The 16039-nt window shown below is 59.9% G+C and carries 10 protein-coding genes; 6 read left to right on the top strand and 4 right to left on the bottom strand.

Features of this window, described 5'->3' with window-relative positions; genetic code table 11:
- Window positions 1-37: 37 nt before the first annotated feature.
- Window positions 38-445, bottom strand: a complete 408-nt coding sequence (locus ACQY7R_RS14235) for a hypothetical protein (RefSeq protein WP_428306255.1) — start codon at window positions 443-445, stop codon at window positions 38-40.
- A 946-nt stretch (window positions 446-1391) separates the two neighbouring features.
- Between ACQY7R_RS14235 and ACQY7R_RS14230 the strand changes: the two genes are divergently transcribed.
- The 6 genes from ACQY7R_RS14230 (at window position 1392) to ACQY7R_RS14205 (ending at window position 11640) form a co-directional block, all read left to right on the top strand.
- Window positions 1392-2960 (top strand): PEP-CTERM sorting domain-containing protein, encoded by a 1569-nt coding sequence (locus ACQY7R_RS14230; protein WP_428306254.1) that lies wholly within the window; start codon window positions 1392-1394, stop codon window positions 2958-2960.
- 68 nt (window positions 2961-3028) lie between these two features.
- Entirely contained in the window at window positions 3029-4078 is a 1050-nt protein-coding gene (locus ACQY7R_RS14225; RefSeq protein ID WP_428306253.1) for a hypothetical protein, read from the top strand.
- Between the two features lie 101 nt (window positions 4079-4179).
- Complete coding sequence (locus ACQY7R_RS14220; RefSeq protein WP_428306252.1) at window positions 4180-4992, top strand: PEP-CTERM sorting domain-containing protein; 813 nt, start codon at window positions 4180-4182, stop codon at window positions 4990-4992.
- A 154-nt stretch (window positions 4993-5146) separates the two neighbouring features.
- Window positions 5147-8284 carry a LamG-like jellyroll fold domain-containing protein gene (locus ACQY7R_RS14215; RefSeq protein WP_428306251.1) on the top strand — a complete coding sequence of 1046 codons (3138 nt, stop codon included), beginning with the start codon at window positions 5147-5149 and terminating at the stop codon, window positions 8282-8284.
- Window positions 8285-8376: 92 nt separating this feature from the next.
- Window positions 8377-10356: a GH32 C-terminal domain-containing protein gene (locus ACQY7R_RS14210; RefSeq protein WP_428306250.1), complete on the top strand. Its 1980-nt coding sequence runs from the start codon at window positions 8377-8379 to the stop codon at window positions 10354-10356.
- 192 nt (window positions 10357-10548) lie between these two features.
- The gene (locus ACQY7R_RS14205) at window positions 10549-11640 is read left to right on the top strand and encodes a substrate-binding domain-containing protein (RefSeq protein ID WP_428306249.1); all 1092 of its coding nucleotides are present in this window, start codon (window positions 10549-10551) and stop codon (window positions 11638-11640) included.
- 33 nt (window positions 11641-11673) lie between these two features.
- Here the strand turns inward: ACQY7R_RS14205 and ACQY7R_RS14200 are convergent, their stop codons facing one another.
- The 3 genes from ACQY7R_RS14200 to ACQY7R_RS14190 form a co-directional block, all read right to left on the bottom strand.
- On the bottom strand, window positions 11674-12903 hold the full coding sequence (locus tag ACQY7R_RS14200; RefSeq protein ID WP_428306248.1) for an aldose 1-epimerase family protein: 1230 nt from the start codon (window positions 12901-12903) through the stop codon (window positions 11674-11676).
- Between the two features lie 309 nt (window positions 12904-13212).
- Window positions 13213-15048, bottom strand: a complete 1836-nt coding sequence (locus tag ACQY7R_RS14195) for a hypothetical protein (RefSeq protein ID WP_428306247.1) — start codon at window positions 15046-15048, stop codon at window positions 13213-13215.
- A complete protein-coding gene (locus ACQY7R_RS14190) occupies window positions 15045-15875 on the bottom strand; it encodes an ABC transporter ATP-binding protein (protein WP_428306246.1) in 831 nt (276 codons plus the stop codon). Before ACQY7R_RS14190 ends, ACQY7R_RS14195 begins: the two co-directional genes overlap by 4 nt.
- Window positions 15876-16039: the final 164 nt, after the last annotated feature.

Here is a 16039-nt window from a genome sequence, read left to right as displayed (position 1 = left end):
AGGGAAAGTGAATCAGTGCGAAGAGCAGCATGGAACGTCATGCGAAGGTCTCCAACGAAGCGACGACTGCCTGGGGTAATGAGCGAACATACGAGGGCTGCGGAATCGCGAGGGACGCGGAGATCTCGCGTTCGACGCCCTCTTTCAGGATTTGCTGCGGGATCGTATTCTTGCGCTCTGGTTCTGGATCGCCGCCGGGGCCGGGAATCGATTTACCAGTGAGCACAGAACCGGAAAATGTGAAGACGTTTGCACCAATCGGCACGTCGGCCAGTTGGTAATTTCCCTCGATGATCACTGCGGAGCCTCCGTTGCCGGCCGCGGAGGCCAGGGGGCGGTAAGTGATCTTGCCCGTTTGGAGCAGCTCACCATTCACCTTCACCGTTCCCGAGACGCCGACGCCTGCGCTACCCCCGCATCCCACGCAGGTGACTACGGCGGCCACGACGAGGAGCAACGGCGCGGCTGCCCGCGATATCGAATAGCAATGTCTGCCCATGGAAATGTAAAGCGAACTGGGTGCCGAATACGGCTTCCAATGAATGTGAGAGCCGTGACAAGTCTGATGAGAATGCCGATTAGCGTGATTAGTCAGCTTACCCGAAACTTCAACCTGTGCAATAGATTGTTTCCAGGTTTGTCTGGCGGTTGGTCGTTTGAGGGGAATGTACCAGCAGTTCCCATCGCGTTTTCAGCCGAATTTGCTGGTTCTGGGCAATCTCGCGTCGTGAGTTAGATAAGAGTCGAGAATTTGCTATTCGCGTGTGCCCACAGCTCTTCTTTAAAAAGTTTCCAAGTCACTTGCAGGTTTTTGGTGTTTGTTTATCATCTTACTTGCGGGAGTAATCGGTAAAGTCGCTCTAACTTGTACCGATGCTCGCCGCAGAGACTTGTCAGGTTTTCTGAGTAATGACTTCGCACGGAAGTCCTCGGAAGTGACGCCCGTTCTGGGCGGACGGCCGAGGCGGCGGCGTGAGTGGCGTTCGCTAAAGAGCTGGCGCTATTCGACGGAACGATCGCAACAACTCCGCTTCCTCAAATTGAGCAGCGTCAATCTTGGCTGCGATAACGCGATGGAGCCTTCACAAAGCTTCACGCGTTCAGCGGTCTGGTTGCGATTGTTGCGGAAAAGGCGACGTGCGACTGAGACGAACGTTAGATGCGCGCAGCGCGCTATCGCTGAGCGTGATTCAAACACAGGTGGCTTCCTCTTCTACGATTCGACACAGAATGGAAGGTTTTGTGCTATGAGGCTGCAAGCGAGTCGGCTGGCAGCGCTTTTGATCGCCGGATTGACGGCGGTTAGCGCTCGAGGCCAAACAAACGTCAATTGGCAGGGCGGACCGTCCAACAACAATTGGACGACCGTTTCAAATTGGAGCACGGGCGCGTTGCCGACAGGCTCTTTCGATGAGGTGGCCAACATCTCCAATGGCGGCACGGTGATCGTTAATTCGAATCTCGCCGCGATTACGCCGCCCGATGGTCCGGCTGGCGCCGTGAATGTGACGAACAATTCGCGACTCAGCGTCACCGGATCGGGCGCATTCGTGCTGGACGATAGCGGTCCCAACGTGAATGGAACCGCGACGTTCTCGGGCGGCGGCACGCTCGCGCTGACCGGCGCCGCTGCTTCCTTCTCCGCTCAAACCGCCTCGTTCGCTGGCGGCGGCGTCTACGCTCCGGCGATCAACGGGGCGAGCCACGGCCTCGTTTCGGTGAATGGCACGCTTAACTTGAATGGCGGAACATTGCGTCCGTCGTTTGGGTTTACGCCGAGCGTACCGCAAGGTTGGGTGTTGGCTGATGCAGTGAGTATCGACGGTGCACTCGCGCTTGATACTTCGGCGGCAGGGCTGGCATTTGGCCGGCGACTGGAAACTTCCGTGGTGAATGGCGGGGCGCATGGGCGTCAGTTGCGGCTCGATTTGAAGGCTGTATTGGGACTGACCGTCAACGCCGACACTGGCGCCGCAACGTTGTCGAGTCCTACAGGTGCAGCAATTACCTTTACCGGCTACGGGATTAGCGGTCCGGCCGGTTCGCTGAAGCCGGCCACGTGGTCGTCGCTCACGACCCAACTCGGGGGCGGTTGGAACGTTGCCGGCACGCCGTCGACTTCAAGCCTCAACGAGTTGGGCGGGCCCGTTCCTCCGGGCAATACGACTCAAGCGAACCTCACGCTTTCCTCTGGGACGCGGTCGCTTGGTACGCCGTTCGATCCCGCGTCGCTGCCATTCGGGGTCGCACCGTCGCTGCAGTTTCAGTACGTCAACGCGGCGGGGCAGGTCGTCGTTGGTGATGTGCAGTACACCGGGCTCAAGGCTGTCAACTCGCTGCTGCTCACGGTCGATCCGACTTCGGGCCAAGCGAAGCTGACGAACAGCTCGCAAACCACGATCAGCCTGCAAGGCTATTCGATCTTGTCGGCGAGCGGCTCGCTCAAGCCGGCGAACGGCAGTTGGAATAGCTTGCAGGATCAGGGGCGTCCCGGCGTCGATGAAGCCAACGCCACGTCGACCCATCTCTCCGAGTTGATTCCGCTGAAGGCGAACAGCATCACGCTGACGCCGGGGCAATCGTTTGCGATGGGCGGGTTGTTCAACGCCGCCGGAACCCGCGACTTGAAGTTGCAGTTCCAGTATGCCGCTCCGCTGGCCGGCGATTTCAACAACGATGGATCGGTCAATCAGGCGGACCTGACGGTTTGGAAGAGCCAGTTCGGCACGACGCTCACGGGCGCTGACTTCCTGACTTGGCAGCGTAATTTCGGCGCCACGTCTTCTGCGGCTGGGACGGCGATCGCGAACGGAGTGGTGAAGTACGAGACGATTGCCTCGCTGGCAGCTGCCTCGGCAGTTCCGGAGCCGAGCGGTCTCGCGTTGCTCGCCCTGGGCGCGGTCGCGATGGTCGCCAACCGGCGGCGAGCGTCCGCTCTTACCGTGACTTCTGTTCGCTAATCGCCGTGACGACGGCGTTCACCAACAGCATTAATTAATACATAACTGCCAAATAAGGAAATCTTGCAATGAATCGTTCTTACTGCATTGCTGCCGCAACGCTTGCCGTGGCCCTCGTCGCTTCGACGAGCCGTGCCACCACGGTGATCAACATCGATTTCGGTTTGCAGGGAGATCATCCCGGCGGAGTCGTGAGTGCGCCATACACTGGCGCCGGCGCTGCCTTCGATCCGACCGGCGGGACGACGTGGAACCCGGTGATTGTCGTCGATAACAACGCATTCCAAGGGCCTCCCGGCGAATTCGGTTGGTGGACGGCCGACGTCACGAAGCCAAACCTGTTGAACTCGCAGGGGGCGGCGACCTCGATTGGCGTCACGCTCACTGCGGATGCCGCGAACGGCACCGGTGCGTTCGGCATTCTGCAGGGATCGCCGAACCTGGGCGCGGTCGCAACGAATGCCGTCGATCTGATGCGCGACTATGTGATTGGCTTCAATGTGCCGCAGAAGGTTGAGCTCACTGGTTTCGCTCCCAACACGCAAGTCGACCTCTACTTATACGGTGCGGGCGACACGAGCAACCGCGACACGCAGTTCACCGTGGTCGACGTCAATGGTTCGCACTCGGCAACGACGACGGGAACCATCACGGGCGATGGGAACAATCCTGTCACTCATACGCTGACGCTCGGCGGCGATTATGTCGTGCTGCCCGCGGTCATCGCGGATGGCACGGGCAAGATCACGATCAACTACTTCCATGGCGCTGGATCGAACGAGGCTCCGTTCAACGGCCTCCAGGCGGTCTTCGGCGTGTTGCCGGGCGACGTGAACGGCGACAATCTCGTCAACATGACGGACTACCAGCTCATTCGCAGCAACTTCCAGGCGACGGGAGCGACCCGCGCTCTCGGCGACTTGACTGGCCCGCAAGGCGGCAACGTCGGCGACGGCGTCGTCGATTTCTACGATTTCGCCCAGTGGCAGCAGCATTTTCCGTCGGCGACCACCGCACTCGACGTCGTGCCGGAGCCCGCTGGAATCGCGCTGGCTGTGATCGCTGTGGGCGGAGTGGTTCAACTTCGCCGTCGGCAGCGTGCGGCGGCGCGTGCCTAACGCGCGAGGCGAGGTGCGGCGACTTCGTAGTGGAAGTCGCCGCCGTGAGCAGGCGAATTTAGCGTTCTATCTCTTTCTCGGTTTCTCATCAGAGGGGTCTCATGAAACGACATCTTTTGGCATGTGGAGCGTCGCTGGCACTACTCGCGACTGCAGCAAACGTCCAAGCGGCGGTGGTGAACATCGACTTCGGTCTCCATCCCGATCACCCTACCGGGCCAACGAGCGTGTTGTACACCGGTACGGCGGCCGCGCCCGACGCGGGAACCGTTTGGAATGGCGTCCAAGTGACCGACAACAACGCATTTCACGGGCCTCCCGGTGAATTCGGTTGGTGGTCGGCCAGCGTGAGCCAGTCAAACTTATTGAGCTCAACCGGCGCACCGACGCCGATCGGAGTAAATGTCGTCGGCGTCGGCGAGCCGAACACGGGGGCTTTTGCCATCTTGGAGGGTTCGCCCAACTTGGGCGCCGTCGCCACCGATGCCGTTGGCCTGATGCGCGACTATCTCATCGGCTTCAACGAACCGCGGTTCGTGAACTTGAGCGGCTTCGCCCCCGGCACGTCGGTGGATCTGTACTTGTACGGTGCTGGCGACACGAGCAATCGCGACACGATGTTTTCGGTGACCGACGTCAACGGAACGCATACGGCGACGACGACGGGGACGATCACCGGCGACGGCAACAATCCGGTGACTCATACGCTGACGTTGGGCGGCGACTATGTCATTCTCAATGGCATTCTGGCCGATGCGAATGGTGGGATCTCGATTTCATACTTGCACGGCGCTGGGTCGGGCGAAGGTCCATTTAACGGGCTGCAGGCCGTGTACAACAACGTCCCGGAACCAACATCGCTTGGATTGGCGGGGGCGGGACTCTGCGCGCTTCTGCTGCGGAGACGCAGGTAACCCGCGGTGCGCGGCCCAGCCTTGAGAAGTGGGCTGGGCCGCGCCTAATTTTTCACAGCAACGATAGTACCGCCAGGGACAGGCGAGCGAACGGAACAGAAGCGGCCGCCCGGAAGAACGGGCCACGCGCCGCGGCAGGGCAGAAGAGGTAAGAATGCGTTCGTGGTTTCGTAGAGGCGTCCTGGCGTGCGCGGCAGTCAGCGGAATGGTACACGGCAACGCTGTGACGGCTGCCGAACTGTACAACGAGCAGTATCGACCCCAGTTCCACTTCAGCGCGAAACAAGGCTGGTTGAACGATCCCAATGGTCTCGTGTACTTCGAAGGGAAGTATCACCTTTTCTACCAGCACAACCCGTTTGGAACGGGTTGGGGCAATATGTCGTGGGGACACGCCACGAGTCCCGACCTGATCCATTGGACGGAGAAGTCGCCTGCGATTGTCGGCGATCCAACGGGAGTGAAATTCAGCGGCACGGCGAATATCGATTACGCCAATACCGCCGGGCTGCAAGTCGGCAATACGCCGACGATGCTGCTACACTACACCTCGGTCGGCTCGTTCGATCAGCGAATGGCGTACAGCAACGACGGCGGGAATAGCTTCCGTTACTACAGCGGTAATCCAATTCTGCCCGCGACGCCCAACAAGGACGACCGCGATCCGCAGGTTTTCTGGCACGAAGCGTCCAACAAATGGGTGCAGGCGCTGTGGGTGGCCGAGACGAACACTCGGCCGTCGGGCATCGCTTTCTACGGCTCGCCCGACATGAAGAACTGGTCGTACCTCAGCGAAACTCCAGGCTACTTCGAGTGTCCTGACATTTTTGAGTTGGCCGTCGACGGCAACTCGAACAATAAGCGATGGGTCCTCTACGGCGCCGACGGCAAGTATCAGGTGGGTCAATTCAATGGGACGGCGTTTGTTCCTGACGCGCCGTCGCAAGGTAAGCTGACGCAAGACTACGGCGCCAACTTTTACGCCGCGCAGTCCTGGCACAACGTGCCGGCGAGCGATGGTCGCCGCATTCAGGTCGCGTGGATGAATGGCGCCAGCTATCCCGGCATGCCGTTCAACCAGCAAATGAGTTTCCCGGTGGAACTCACCCTGCACAGCACCGCGAACGGCATCCAGATGTATCGCGAGCCGATTGCGGAGATCGCTTCGCTGCACGGGGCCGAGCATGCGGTCAACAACACGACGCTCAGGCCGGGAACGAACCCGTTGGCTGGTCTCGCTGGAGAACAGTTTCACATTTCGACGGAAATCGAACTCGGCACATCGTCGTCATTTGGCTTCAACATCCGGGGCACGCAAGTTAATTACAGCGTGGCGACGCAGACGCTATCGGTGTTGGGGCGGACGGCGCCGCTCGCGCCGATCAATGGCCGCATCAGCCTGGAGCTGCTGCTTGATCGGTCATCGTTGGAAGTGTTCGGCAACAGCGGCGCGGTTTCGTTGACGAGCGGTTTCCTGCCTGCGGCAAGCAATCAGCAGATCGGCATGTTCGCCACGGGGGGGAACGCACGGATCGTGTCGCTGTCGGCGTTCGAACTCAATTCGGCGTGGCCGGCGCAGCAGCCCGCCGCTCCGCAAGGGCTGATCGGCAAATGGAATTTCAACGAGCCGTCGCTGGCCGCGGGTTTCGTTGACAAAGCGGGCAACGACCTGGTGTTGTCGAACTCCGGGATCGCATCCGGTGGAAGCGGCGTCGCAGGCAATGGCGCGAACCTCGACAACAGCGGCGACTATGCTTTCGTCCCCGACAACTCGCTGTTGAATGCCGACAGTATGAGCGTCTCGCTCTGGTTTCGTCCCGACGCAGCCGGGCAGAGCGCCAACATCGTCAATAAGTCGCGAGCGAGTGCGGGGAATTCTTGGGGACTTGAACAACTGGCCGACGGTCGCCTCAAGTTCCTGGTGTCGACTGAAAATGGCGGGTCGACGGCGATTGTCACGCAACAAGCCGTAGCGATCAACGACTGGCATCATGCAGTCGCATCGTACGATGCTGAACTTGGTCGACTGGAGCTATTCGTCGATGGCAAGCTCGCGGCGGCTGGCGAAGGCGCGGTGAACGGGCCGATTGCGTACGACAATAGCCCAATGTTCCTCGGCAAGCAGATGGTGGGAACCGGAAACGCCGCGAACGCGTTCGACGGCGCCGTGGACGAGATGCAGATTTACGGCAGCGCCCTCACGCCGGGCGAGATTCGGTTCGTGAAGCTCCATCCCGACTTGGCGGCGACTCCCGACGTGTATGCACCGGGGCCGCTGACACTACAAATCAATTCCGATACGGGGGCGACTTCGATCGTCAATCCGACTGGGGCAGCGTTGTCGATCAAAGGGTACTCCATCCATTCGAACGCTAACGGCCTGAACGTCGCTGGCTGGCAAAGTCTCGACGATCGCACGGGCGGCGAGTACGTCAATTGGCAGGAGGCGAATCCGACGGCGGGCGGCATTAGCGAGATCAACGCGGTGGGTAGTTTGGCGATCGGCGCTGCGGGGCGATTGGCTCTCGGGGCGCCGACGGCAGCGCTCGGCACGCCGAAGTTCGGTACGGCGGTTCGCAACACCGAGTATGCGTTCGAGTACCTGACCGCGACGGGGCAGGTGCAGCATGGGCTCGTCGAGTTGATGGGCAGCAACGCGACGAACAACCTGGTGATCACCGTCGACCCAGTGAGCGGACAGGCGACGCTTAAGAACGACTCGACGTATGCGGTCGGCCTGCTGGGGTACTCGATCACTTCGCAGAGCGGCGCGCTGCGGCCTGCCAATGGCGCTTGGACGAGTCTCGCTGATCAAGGCTTCACGCAGTTGCAAGAAGCAAACCCCAGCGCCACGAGCCTTTCAGAGTTGGTTCCGTTCGCGGGCAATGCACTGGTGATCGCGCCGGGGCAAGTGTTCACGCTGGGAAGTCTTTTCAACGTGGCCGGCGACGATGACTTGCAGTTCCAGTTCTACTTGTCGTCCAATCCGCTGGAGGGAGATTTCAATGCCGACGGGGCAGTGAACGCGCTTGATCTGCAGGCGTGGAAGGCTGGATTCGGCGCTGCCTACTCCGGCGACCAATTCATTAAGTGGCAACGGAATTATGGTAAAACATCGCCACAGGCGGCGCCTGTGATTCTCCGCGGCGTCGTGCGTTATGGAACTGTCGGCGCCGTCGTGGCGAGCGTTCCGGAACCAGCGACGCGCTTGGCGGCGGCATTGGCGTTTCCCCTCGCCGCGGCGGTTGGCCGCAGGCGCCGTGCTGCACTGATTCGCTTCAACGTCAACTAGCAACCATCACCACCTTGTTTTCTGAATCGATGTTCAACGTTCGTACTCAACGCTCGTCGCACGGGCTTCTGCTGTTCTCGGCGCTATTGGCAATGGCCACATCCGCCGGCGTGCGAGCCGATGAACTGCTGTTTCCTAACTCCGACTTTGAGGTCGGCACGCTTGAAGGTTGGACGGTCGAGGGGGATGCATTTCAGCACCAGCCGACGAAGGGCGACAATCCGCAAGTTCGCGGTCGGGAGTCGAGCGCTCTTGAGGGCGAATTTTGGATTGGCGGATTTGAGAAAGCGACGGACCGCGAAGGCCGCCTGGGCGATGCCTTTACCGACGACGCCGTCGGCACGCTCATTTCGCCTGAATTCATCATCAAGAAGCCGTTTATCAGTTTCCTGATCGGCGGCGGAAATCATGCCGGGCAGGCGGGCGTGAAACTTCGTTGCGACGGCGAGGAAATCGATCTCGCCACGGGCTCCGATTCTGAAACGATGTCGCTCACCAGTCACGACGTGAAGCGGTTTCTCGGCAAGCGTGCACAACTCGTCGTGTACGACAATGTGCGGGGAGGCTGGGGACACATTAACGTCGATTCGTTCACGGGGACGGACAAGCCTGCCGCTGGTTCGATGGGCGAGTTCGCGCTGCAGGAGGGTATTCCCGCCTCGCCGGGCGACGATGATTCCTACAGCGAGCCTTTGCGCCCGCAGTTCCACTTCGCCGCGCGCAAAGGTTGGCTAAACGACCCCAACGGCATGGTATTCGACGGCGAGAAGTACCACTTGTTCTTTCAACATAATCCGTTGGCGCCCGTGTGGGGCAACATGACGTGGGGCCATGCGACGAGCCCCGACATGGTGCATTGGACGCAGCAAGATCACGCGCTGTTGCCGTATCGTATCGATCGCCAGCCCGGGACGATCTTCTCCGGTACGGCAGTCGTTGATCACAACAACAGCCTTGGCAAGCAGCGGGGCGATCAGAAGACGCTAGTCGCGTTCTTTACCTTTGCGGGCAAGCCGAAGTTTTACCAGGCGATGGCCTACAGCACGGATGCCGGTAAGACCTGGACGTATTGGAACGACGGCCGTGCGGTGATCGAGAATCAGGGATTCGACGACGGCGAGCGCGACCCGAAAGTCTTCTGGCACGAGCCGAGCGGCAAGTGGGTGATGGTTCTGTGGGTGAAGCAGAACCCAGGAAAAGTCCGCTTCTTCACTTCCGATAATCTCGTGCACTGGGAGCATGCTTCGGACCTTGATCGCGATTGGGCGTTTGAGTGCATGGACATGGTATTCTTGCCAGTCGATGGCGACAAGAACGAGATGAAGGCGGTCGTTTACGACGCCAGCTTCGACTACGAGGTGGGGACGTTCGACGGTCGCGAGTTCCACACTGAGTCGGGTCCGCACGTTGCCGGCGGCGGAAACTTCTACGCGGCTCAATCGTTTAACAACATGAACGACGGCCGCGCCGTGCAGATCGGCTGGATGCGCGGAGGCCCGAACTCGGCCGAGAAGTACGGTCTACCGTTCAACCAGCAGATGTCGTTTCCGTACGAACTGACGCTGCATCGCGTTGGCGGGAATCTGCGTCTGTTCGCTCAGCCGATTAAGGAAATTGGCAATCTCGTCGACCAATCGCTGGTGATCGAAAACGTCGCGCTGGGCGACGGCGAGAATCTGCTAGCCACTCAGCAGCCGTTCGATCTGGTCGACCTCGAAATCGAATTCGCCCCCGGAAATGCCAAGCAGTTGGAGTTCCGGCTGGCGGGGGCGTCGCTCAAGTACGACGCGGCGTCGAAGCGGTTATTGCAGCAGGGAGTGGATGACCAAGGGAACGCGCACGAGATCGTCGTCTTCGAGAATCTGGAGCCAAGAGAAGGCGTCGTGAAGCTGCGGTTGCTGATCGATCGCCTGTCCGTCGAGTCTTTTGCGTTCGACGGAGAGCGTTTCTTTGCCTCGTACTACTCGCCTCAGAATCGGGACGCCGTTCCGGAGATCCGAGCGGTTGGCGGCGAGGTCGAGGTGAAAAAGCTCGATGTTCGTCGGCTCAAGTTAGCTTGGAGCAAAGATTAGCAGTCGTTTCGTCGAACTATGCAATGTTGTGGGTCGGTCATTCCGCCGGTTAGACGTTAGGTAAGCGTGGCTCTATAATCCCCTTCGCCGTGGATCACCATGTTGCACTCCCGCCCCGTTGAACGCCAATCTGCTGCCCGAGCTGCCGCCGTCATTAGCGCCAGTTTGGGCACGGCCAATGTATCGACCGCTATGGGAACGAGCACAAGCAAACATCGCCGAATCGTCGACGCGGTGCGAGATCGCATCCGCAGCGGGGCGCTGCAACCAGGCGACCGAATTCCGTCGGACACCGAATTCGTGCGCGAGTTCGGCGTCTCTCGGCCGACCGTCGCGAAAGCGTTGCAGGAGCTGCAGGCGCACGGCTTGGTGCAACGGAAAGTTGGCTCGGGAACATTCGTGCTGCGCAGCGAAGTGCAGATGCCGCGGAGCTTTGGCCTGCTAATTTCGGGCCTAGGTAAAACGGAGATCTTCGAGCCCATCTGCGCTCAGATGGCGGCTGCGGCCCAAGATTACGGCCACTCAATTCTCTGGGGCGCCGACGTCCGCCGCAGCGACCCCAGCGGCGAGGCCGATTTTGCGTTGGGGCTTTGCAAACACTTCGCGCTGAGCAACGTCGCCGGCGTTTTTTTCGCACCAGTCGAACTCGTCGAGGGACAGGAAGAGGTCAACGACAAGATCATCGACACGCTTACCAAGGCGCAGATCCCGGTGGTGTTGCTCGATCGCGACTACCTTCCCTATCCGGAGCGTAGCCGGTTCGACTTGGTCGGCGTCGACAATCGCCGCGTGGGCTACACGATCACGCATCATTTCTTTCGACAAGGTTGCGAGCGGGTGATGTTCGTCGCGCGCGAGCATTCGGCGTCGACCATTGATGCGCGCATTGCCGGCTTCATGGAGGCCGTCGTCAACCACACTGGTGCGTTCGATTCGAAGCTCGTTCACCGTTGCGATCCGCGTGATCTTACGAACCTGAAGAAGGTGATCGATCGCCTTAAACCGGATGGCATCGTTTGCGGCAACGACGTTACCGCCGGGCAGCTGATGCATAGCCTCGATCAGCTGGGAATCCGCGTTCCCGGGGACGTTCGCGTCGCCGGCGTCGACGACGTGAAATATGCCGAATTGCTGCGGGTGCCGTTGACCACGATTCGCCAGCCCTGCGTTGCGATCGGCGAAGCGGCGTTCAGTGCGATGCTCGATCGCGTCGACAATCCCGATGCGCCAGCCAGAGATATCTTACTGGGCTGTGAATTAGTCGTCCGGCAGTCTACAGCGTGATGTTCGTTGCCGCGCTACGGGGGCGGAAGATAGTTACTCGGCGTCCTGCGTGAATTCGGGAATCGCGGGCGCCGTAGGCGTCACCGTCATGGGTTGGCGGCGTTGAATGGCCTCGATTCGCTGCCGGACCTTTTCCACTGATTGTGAATCGGGATGAACGTGGAATGAGAGCGCGAACTCACGCGTCTCCCCCGGTTGCAAGGTTGGAACGCGGCCGAAGTGGCGCTCGACGCGCCGATTGAACGGAAAGCCCGTTCCGGGTTCGAGGCCCGTGACGTAGCCGTCTTCCTTCGCGTCCAGGTTTTTCCAGATCGTGACGTAGGGAAGTTGGGCGATATTCCAGCTAATGCTCGCCCCTTTCGTGCCTGTTGAGTTCTCCAAAAGGATGCTCGTTCGCCCCTCGGCGTCGCCAACCGGCGTCGCCAGGTAGACCTGCTCGACGAAGCCTGGCGTCGACGCTTGGCACATATTCCATTCCGCGATCGACTTTGCCGCGTGCTCGTTCATCGGCTGAAGAGCCTTGAACGCGCCGAAGATCTTCGCGCCTTGTTCGAGGATCGGATCGCCGTAGTTCGTGTGGTAGATCAGTTGGAACTCCTGCTCGCTGCCGCCGAGGTTAGCGACGCGATCGTTGATCTCGACCGACTCGCTGCCAGGCACGGTCGAGATCTCCGTCTCCAGCCGCAGCTTCGGCCCGTGGAACGAGCGTTCAAAAACGGTTCCCTTGATGCGAATGCGGTGGGGCGGCGCCTCGTCGATTGAGAACGTCACCCGCGAGGCGGGCGTGTTGCCGATCTTGCCGTGCAGCGTGAGGGGCATTTCTCCTGGCTCGCCGGTGTTGGTCGTGAACGCGTCTTTGCCGGGATGCCCAGCGAACTCCAAGCCGCAGCGACACATCCACTCGTTGAACCCGTCGAGCCAGCCCAATCCGTTGCGACTTTCCAAGTCGACAAACTGCGGATGCACAACTTCGGTAATTGGCGATTTCCATCCGACGGGAAATTTGTCATCGGAGATTTGTTCTAGAAAGACAACGCTCATGCCGCGCGTCGGCGAGACGCCGAAGCGCAGCTTCCCGTTACTCACGACAATAAGTTCGGTCCCCTCCTGCTTACCGCCGTGCAGGAGCCGCTTCTCAACTTGCCAGGGGCCCGCCCGCAGTTGCGGAAAATCCTTTTCTGATTTTTCGAATTCAGGAACGTCAATGCTCGCTGCAGCATCAATCAACACGAACTCGGAAGCGTGCAGAACGTGCGTCGACAAGGCGACGATCGTAGAAAACACGCACAGCAATCTCTTCACGGCTTCTGTTCCCTTGGCAAGCGAGCAGCGCGGCGTCGAGTGCGACTCGTTGCGTTATACGTCGAATGGAGCGATGACAAGCGATTGGGCAGGCGAGGAGGAGGGCGGCGTCTCCATCGTAGGTTAATACAGACGGCGCCGATTGCAATCGGCGAACGATGGCGGACGGGCCGGATGAGCCGTTTCGGAGCTTGCAGGCATGTAAAAATCGGCGGAAAACTGCACAAAACGACGGTAGTGGTTCCCGGGGCCCCCACTCACCTCGGTTGATCAGTCCGAGGTTTTCGAGACGACGGCGAGGATTGCTTGCTCGCGTTCCTGAAGAAGCCGTCCCTCGAGATTCAACATCCGATTGTAAAACCAGAGCGCGATCGGGAGTTCGAGCGCCGTCAACAGTAGGTAGATCGGAACGTCGTGAATCGACGTGATCGCGCCTGCGAACTGTTCCGCGGCTAATGCCAGCGCCGCGGGAATAAAGGCCGCCGGGACCAGGAGTATCGCCGCGAGTTGCCAGGCGATTACGCTCGCGCTCATCGAAACTGGTTTCATGGTTCCGGCCGCCATGCCCATGGGAGCGACGATGGAAGTGAAGTTGCTGATCGTGAAGTAGACGAGGTACGCGACGATGATTTGCAGTAGCGTGGCGGCGATATGCGCGAACTCCATCTTTCCGACGATGCCGCAGAATAGAACCAGCAGCGCGCTGAGCACGCTGGCGAGGGGAAGAAGTCCCATGTTCTTGCCGAGCAAGATATCTCGCCGCGGCGCCGGCGCGAGGACGTACGCACGGAAGCCGTGCCGATCGAGACCGAACATATTGAGCATCATTTGCGCCATGCCGAACAACGACATTCCCAGAGCGCCGATGCCGATCCAGGGGCGAACGACCGCGGGAAGTTTGCCGATGGCGCCGGTCGCCAACATCGACCCAAAAACGCAAGCGAAGATGAGCGGCGTCAGCAACGCCATCTTGGCTTCCGGCGCACGAAGAAGCGAGCGAAACGTTGCCAGCGCGGCGGCGGATTGCGTCTCAGTCAAAAACGGGATTCGTTTTTCCAGGAGGGAACCCGCGACGAATGCCTGTGTTCGACGCTGTTTTACCGGCTGGTAGACGCTGTTGTGAGCGCCAGTGTAAGCGCGAAGCGTGCTGCGATAGGCGAGTGCCAGGCTAGCTGCTCCGATAGTCGACCTGCCCAAGACGCACAGCCACGGCGATACGAAAGAGCCAGACGCGGCCGCACTCGCACCGTAGGGGAGCCAACCGATCGGCAATACCGCATTCGCGAGGGCCGCGGTGCGGTTGGTCGCCGCCGTTTTGGCGGCGCGAAACGCCGCTCGTTGCTTCTCTGATTCTTGCTGGCTGGACTCGACGGCAGCAGCGTACTCTTCGGGCCCGATCTCTTTCCGTTCAAGTCGCTGCTGAAGTTCGGTCAGGCGCGTTGCTTCTGCTTCGTTTTGTTGTTGGTAGGCGGCCAAGCGTGTCTGCGAAATTCTGACATTGATGAGGTTGGGAAGCTGAAAAATCAGCACGAAAAAGGCCGTTGTGACGGCGATGACCGTTCCCCGCTTGCGTTTGTTCTCCATCAGTCGCGCGAGCCAGCCGCGCAGTTGGTACGACACGGCCGTCACCATTAGCAGGAATGACGCCAGCAGCGCGAATACGACCAGTGAGTTGATTCCAAAATGCAGCACCGAGGCCAAGCAAAACCCGAGCATCGGCGGCAGAAACAACAGCACCGTCAGGCTAACGAGCGAACTCGCGTAGTTCAGGAAGAAGGCGCCGGAGAGAGAGACTGGCAGGTGGAGCAGGTTTCGGAGCGAGAGCAATTCCGAGCGCTGCAACTCGACCATCAAGGCGACTGCCCAAGCAAACAAGAATGCGGCGGCGAGCACGTCCCAGGCGTAAATCACATAGAACGGTTCAACCTTCTCAAGAAAAAACTTGCCGCCGATCACGGCGAGCACAAACAGGCCAAGCGAGCCAATCGCAGCGAGAATCATCACGGTGAATAAGATGATTCTGTTGGCGAGGCCGGCCTTGCGAAAGCGGTTGGCCGTGATCTGCCAACGCACGCGAACGATGGCGTTCAGGTGGCTAAGATTCATGATGCGCGATCCTCGCTAGGCGGTTCGACCGTCGCCACTGCCGATGACGTATCGATGTGTACTGGGCTGTCTTTCAGCCAGGCAAGGTCGATCTCTTCGGCGTCGGACCGTCCCACCTTCTCCAAGAAGCGTTGTTCGAGCGAACTGCCCCGGCGGAGTTCCTCCAGAGAGGTTTGCTCGACCAACTGACCATTCGCGATAATTCCGACGTGCGTGCAAATGCGTTCGATGATTTCTAACACATGCGACGTGATGAACACCGTCGAGCCGCGGCCGACGTAAATTGACAGGATGTCGCGGATGACGCGTGACGTCACCGCGTCGACGCCTTCGAATGGTTCGTCGAGAAACAGTAGATCGGGGTTCGGCAAGATCGCTGCAGCAAGCGCGAGCTTCTTTTTCATACCGTGCGAGTATTCGACGGTGAGTTTCTTTTCAACTCCTTCGAGTTTGAGCAGCGACAGGAGTTCTTCCGAGCGCGCCCGAATCGTGCCGAGATCCATCGAGTACATGCGCCCCGTGAAGGTGAGGTACTCGCGAGCCGTCAGGTTGTCGAACAGCGCGAGGTCTTCGGGGACGACTCCCGTACGCTGTTTGATCGCGATCGATTCATCTCTGTTCCAGGGATTCTTGCCAAGCAAGGAGATTTCGCCGGACGAGGGGACGAGAATGCCCGTCAGCATTTTGATCGTCGTCGATTTGCCGGCGCCGTTGGGCCCCAGAAACCCATACAAGCTGCCCCGCTGCACGGCGAGATTGACCGACTTGACGGCTTGCACGTCGTCGAAGTACCGCGTGAGCTTTTTCGTTTCAATGGCTAGCGTCATGGGCGGGAGCAATCTGGTGAAATGCTCGGAGTGCTTGGTTGCAACGATGCCACGCTGTGGCAGCCGTTCGCGTCTCGGGCCGGCGTGGCGGCGGAGCCCCAAGCGTAGCAAGGAACAATTTGGCTCGCGAGAAAAAACCTGCGGATATGCGGAACCACAGCGAG

Origin of the sequence: Lacipirellula sp., assembly GCF_965279485.1 — a bacterium.
Classification (GTDB): domain Bacteria; phylum Planctomycetota; class Planctomycetia; order Pirellulales; family Lacipirellulaceae; genus Lacipirellula.
The sequence above is the reverse complement of the archived record's forward strand: the minus strand, read 5'-3'. Positions and strand labels throughout refer to the sequence as shown.

Bases quoted from the DNA above. Each gene is read 5' to 3' on its own strand.
- ACQY7R_RS14215 (WP_428306251.1), top strand. From the start codon at position 5,147: ATGCGTTCGTGGTTTCGTAGAGGCGTCCTGGCGTGCGCGGCAGTCAGC.
- ACQY7R_RS14220 (WP_428306252.1), top strand. From the start codon at position 4,180: ATGAAACGACATCTTTTGGCATGTGGAGCGTCGCTGGCACTACTCGCG.
- ACQY7R_RS14205 (WP_428306249.1), top strand. From the start codon at position 10,549: ATGGGAACGAGCACAAGCAAACATCGCCGAATCGTCGACGCGGTGCGA.
- ACQY7R_RS14190 (WP_428306246.1), bottom strand. From the start codon at position 15,875: ATGACGCTAGCCATTGAAACGAAAAAGCTCACGCGGTACTTCGACGAC.
- ACQY7R_RS14210 (WP_428306250.1), top strand. From the start codon at position 8,377: ATGGCCACATCCGCCGGCGTGCGAGCCGATGAACTGCTGTTTCCTAAC.
- ACQY7R_RS14225 (WP_428306253.1), top strand. From the start codon at position 3,029: ATGAATCGTTCTTACTGCATTGCTGCCGCAACGCTTGCCGTGGCCCTC.
- ACQY7R_RS14195 (WP_428306247.1), bottom strand. From the start codon at position 15,048: ATGAATCTTAGCCACCTGAACGCCATCGTTCGCGTGCGTTGGCAGATC.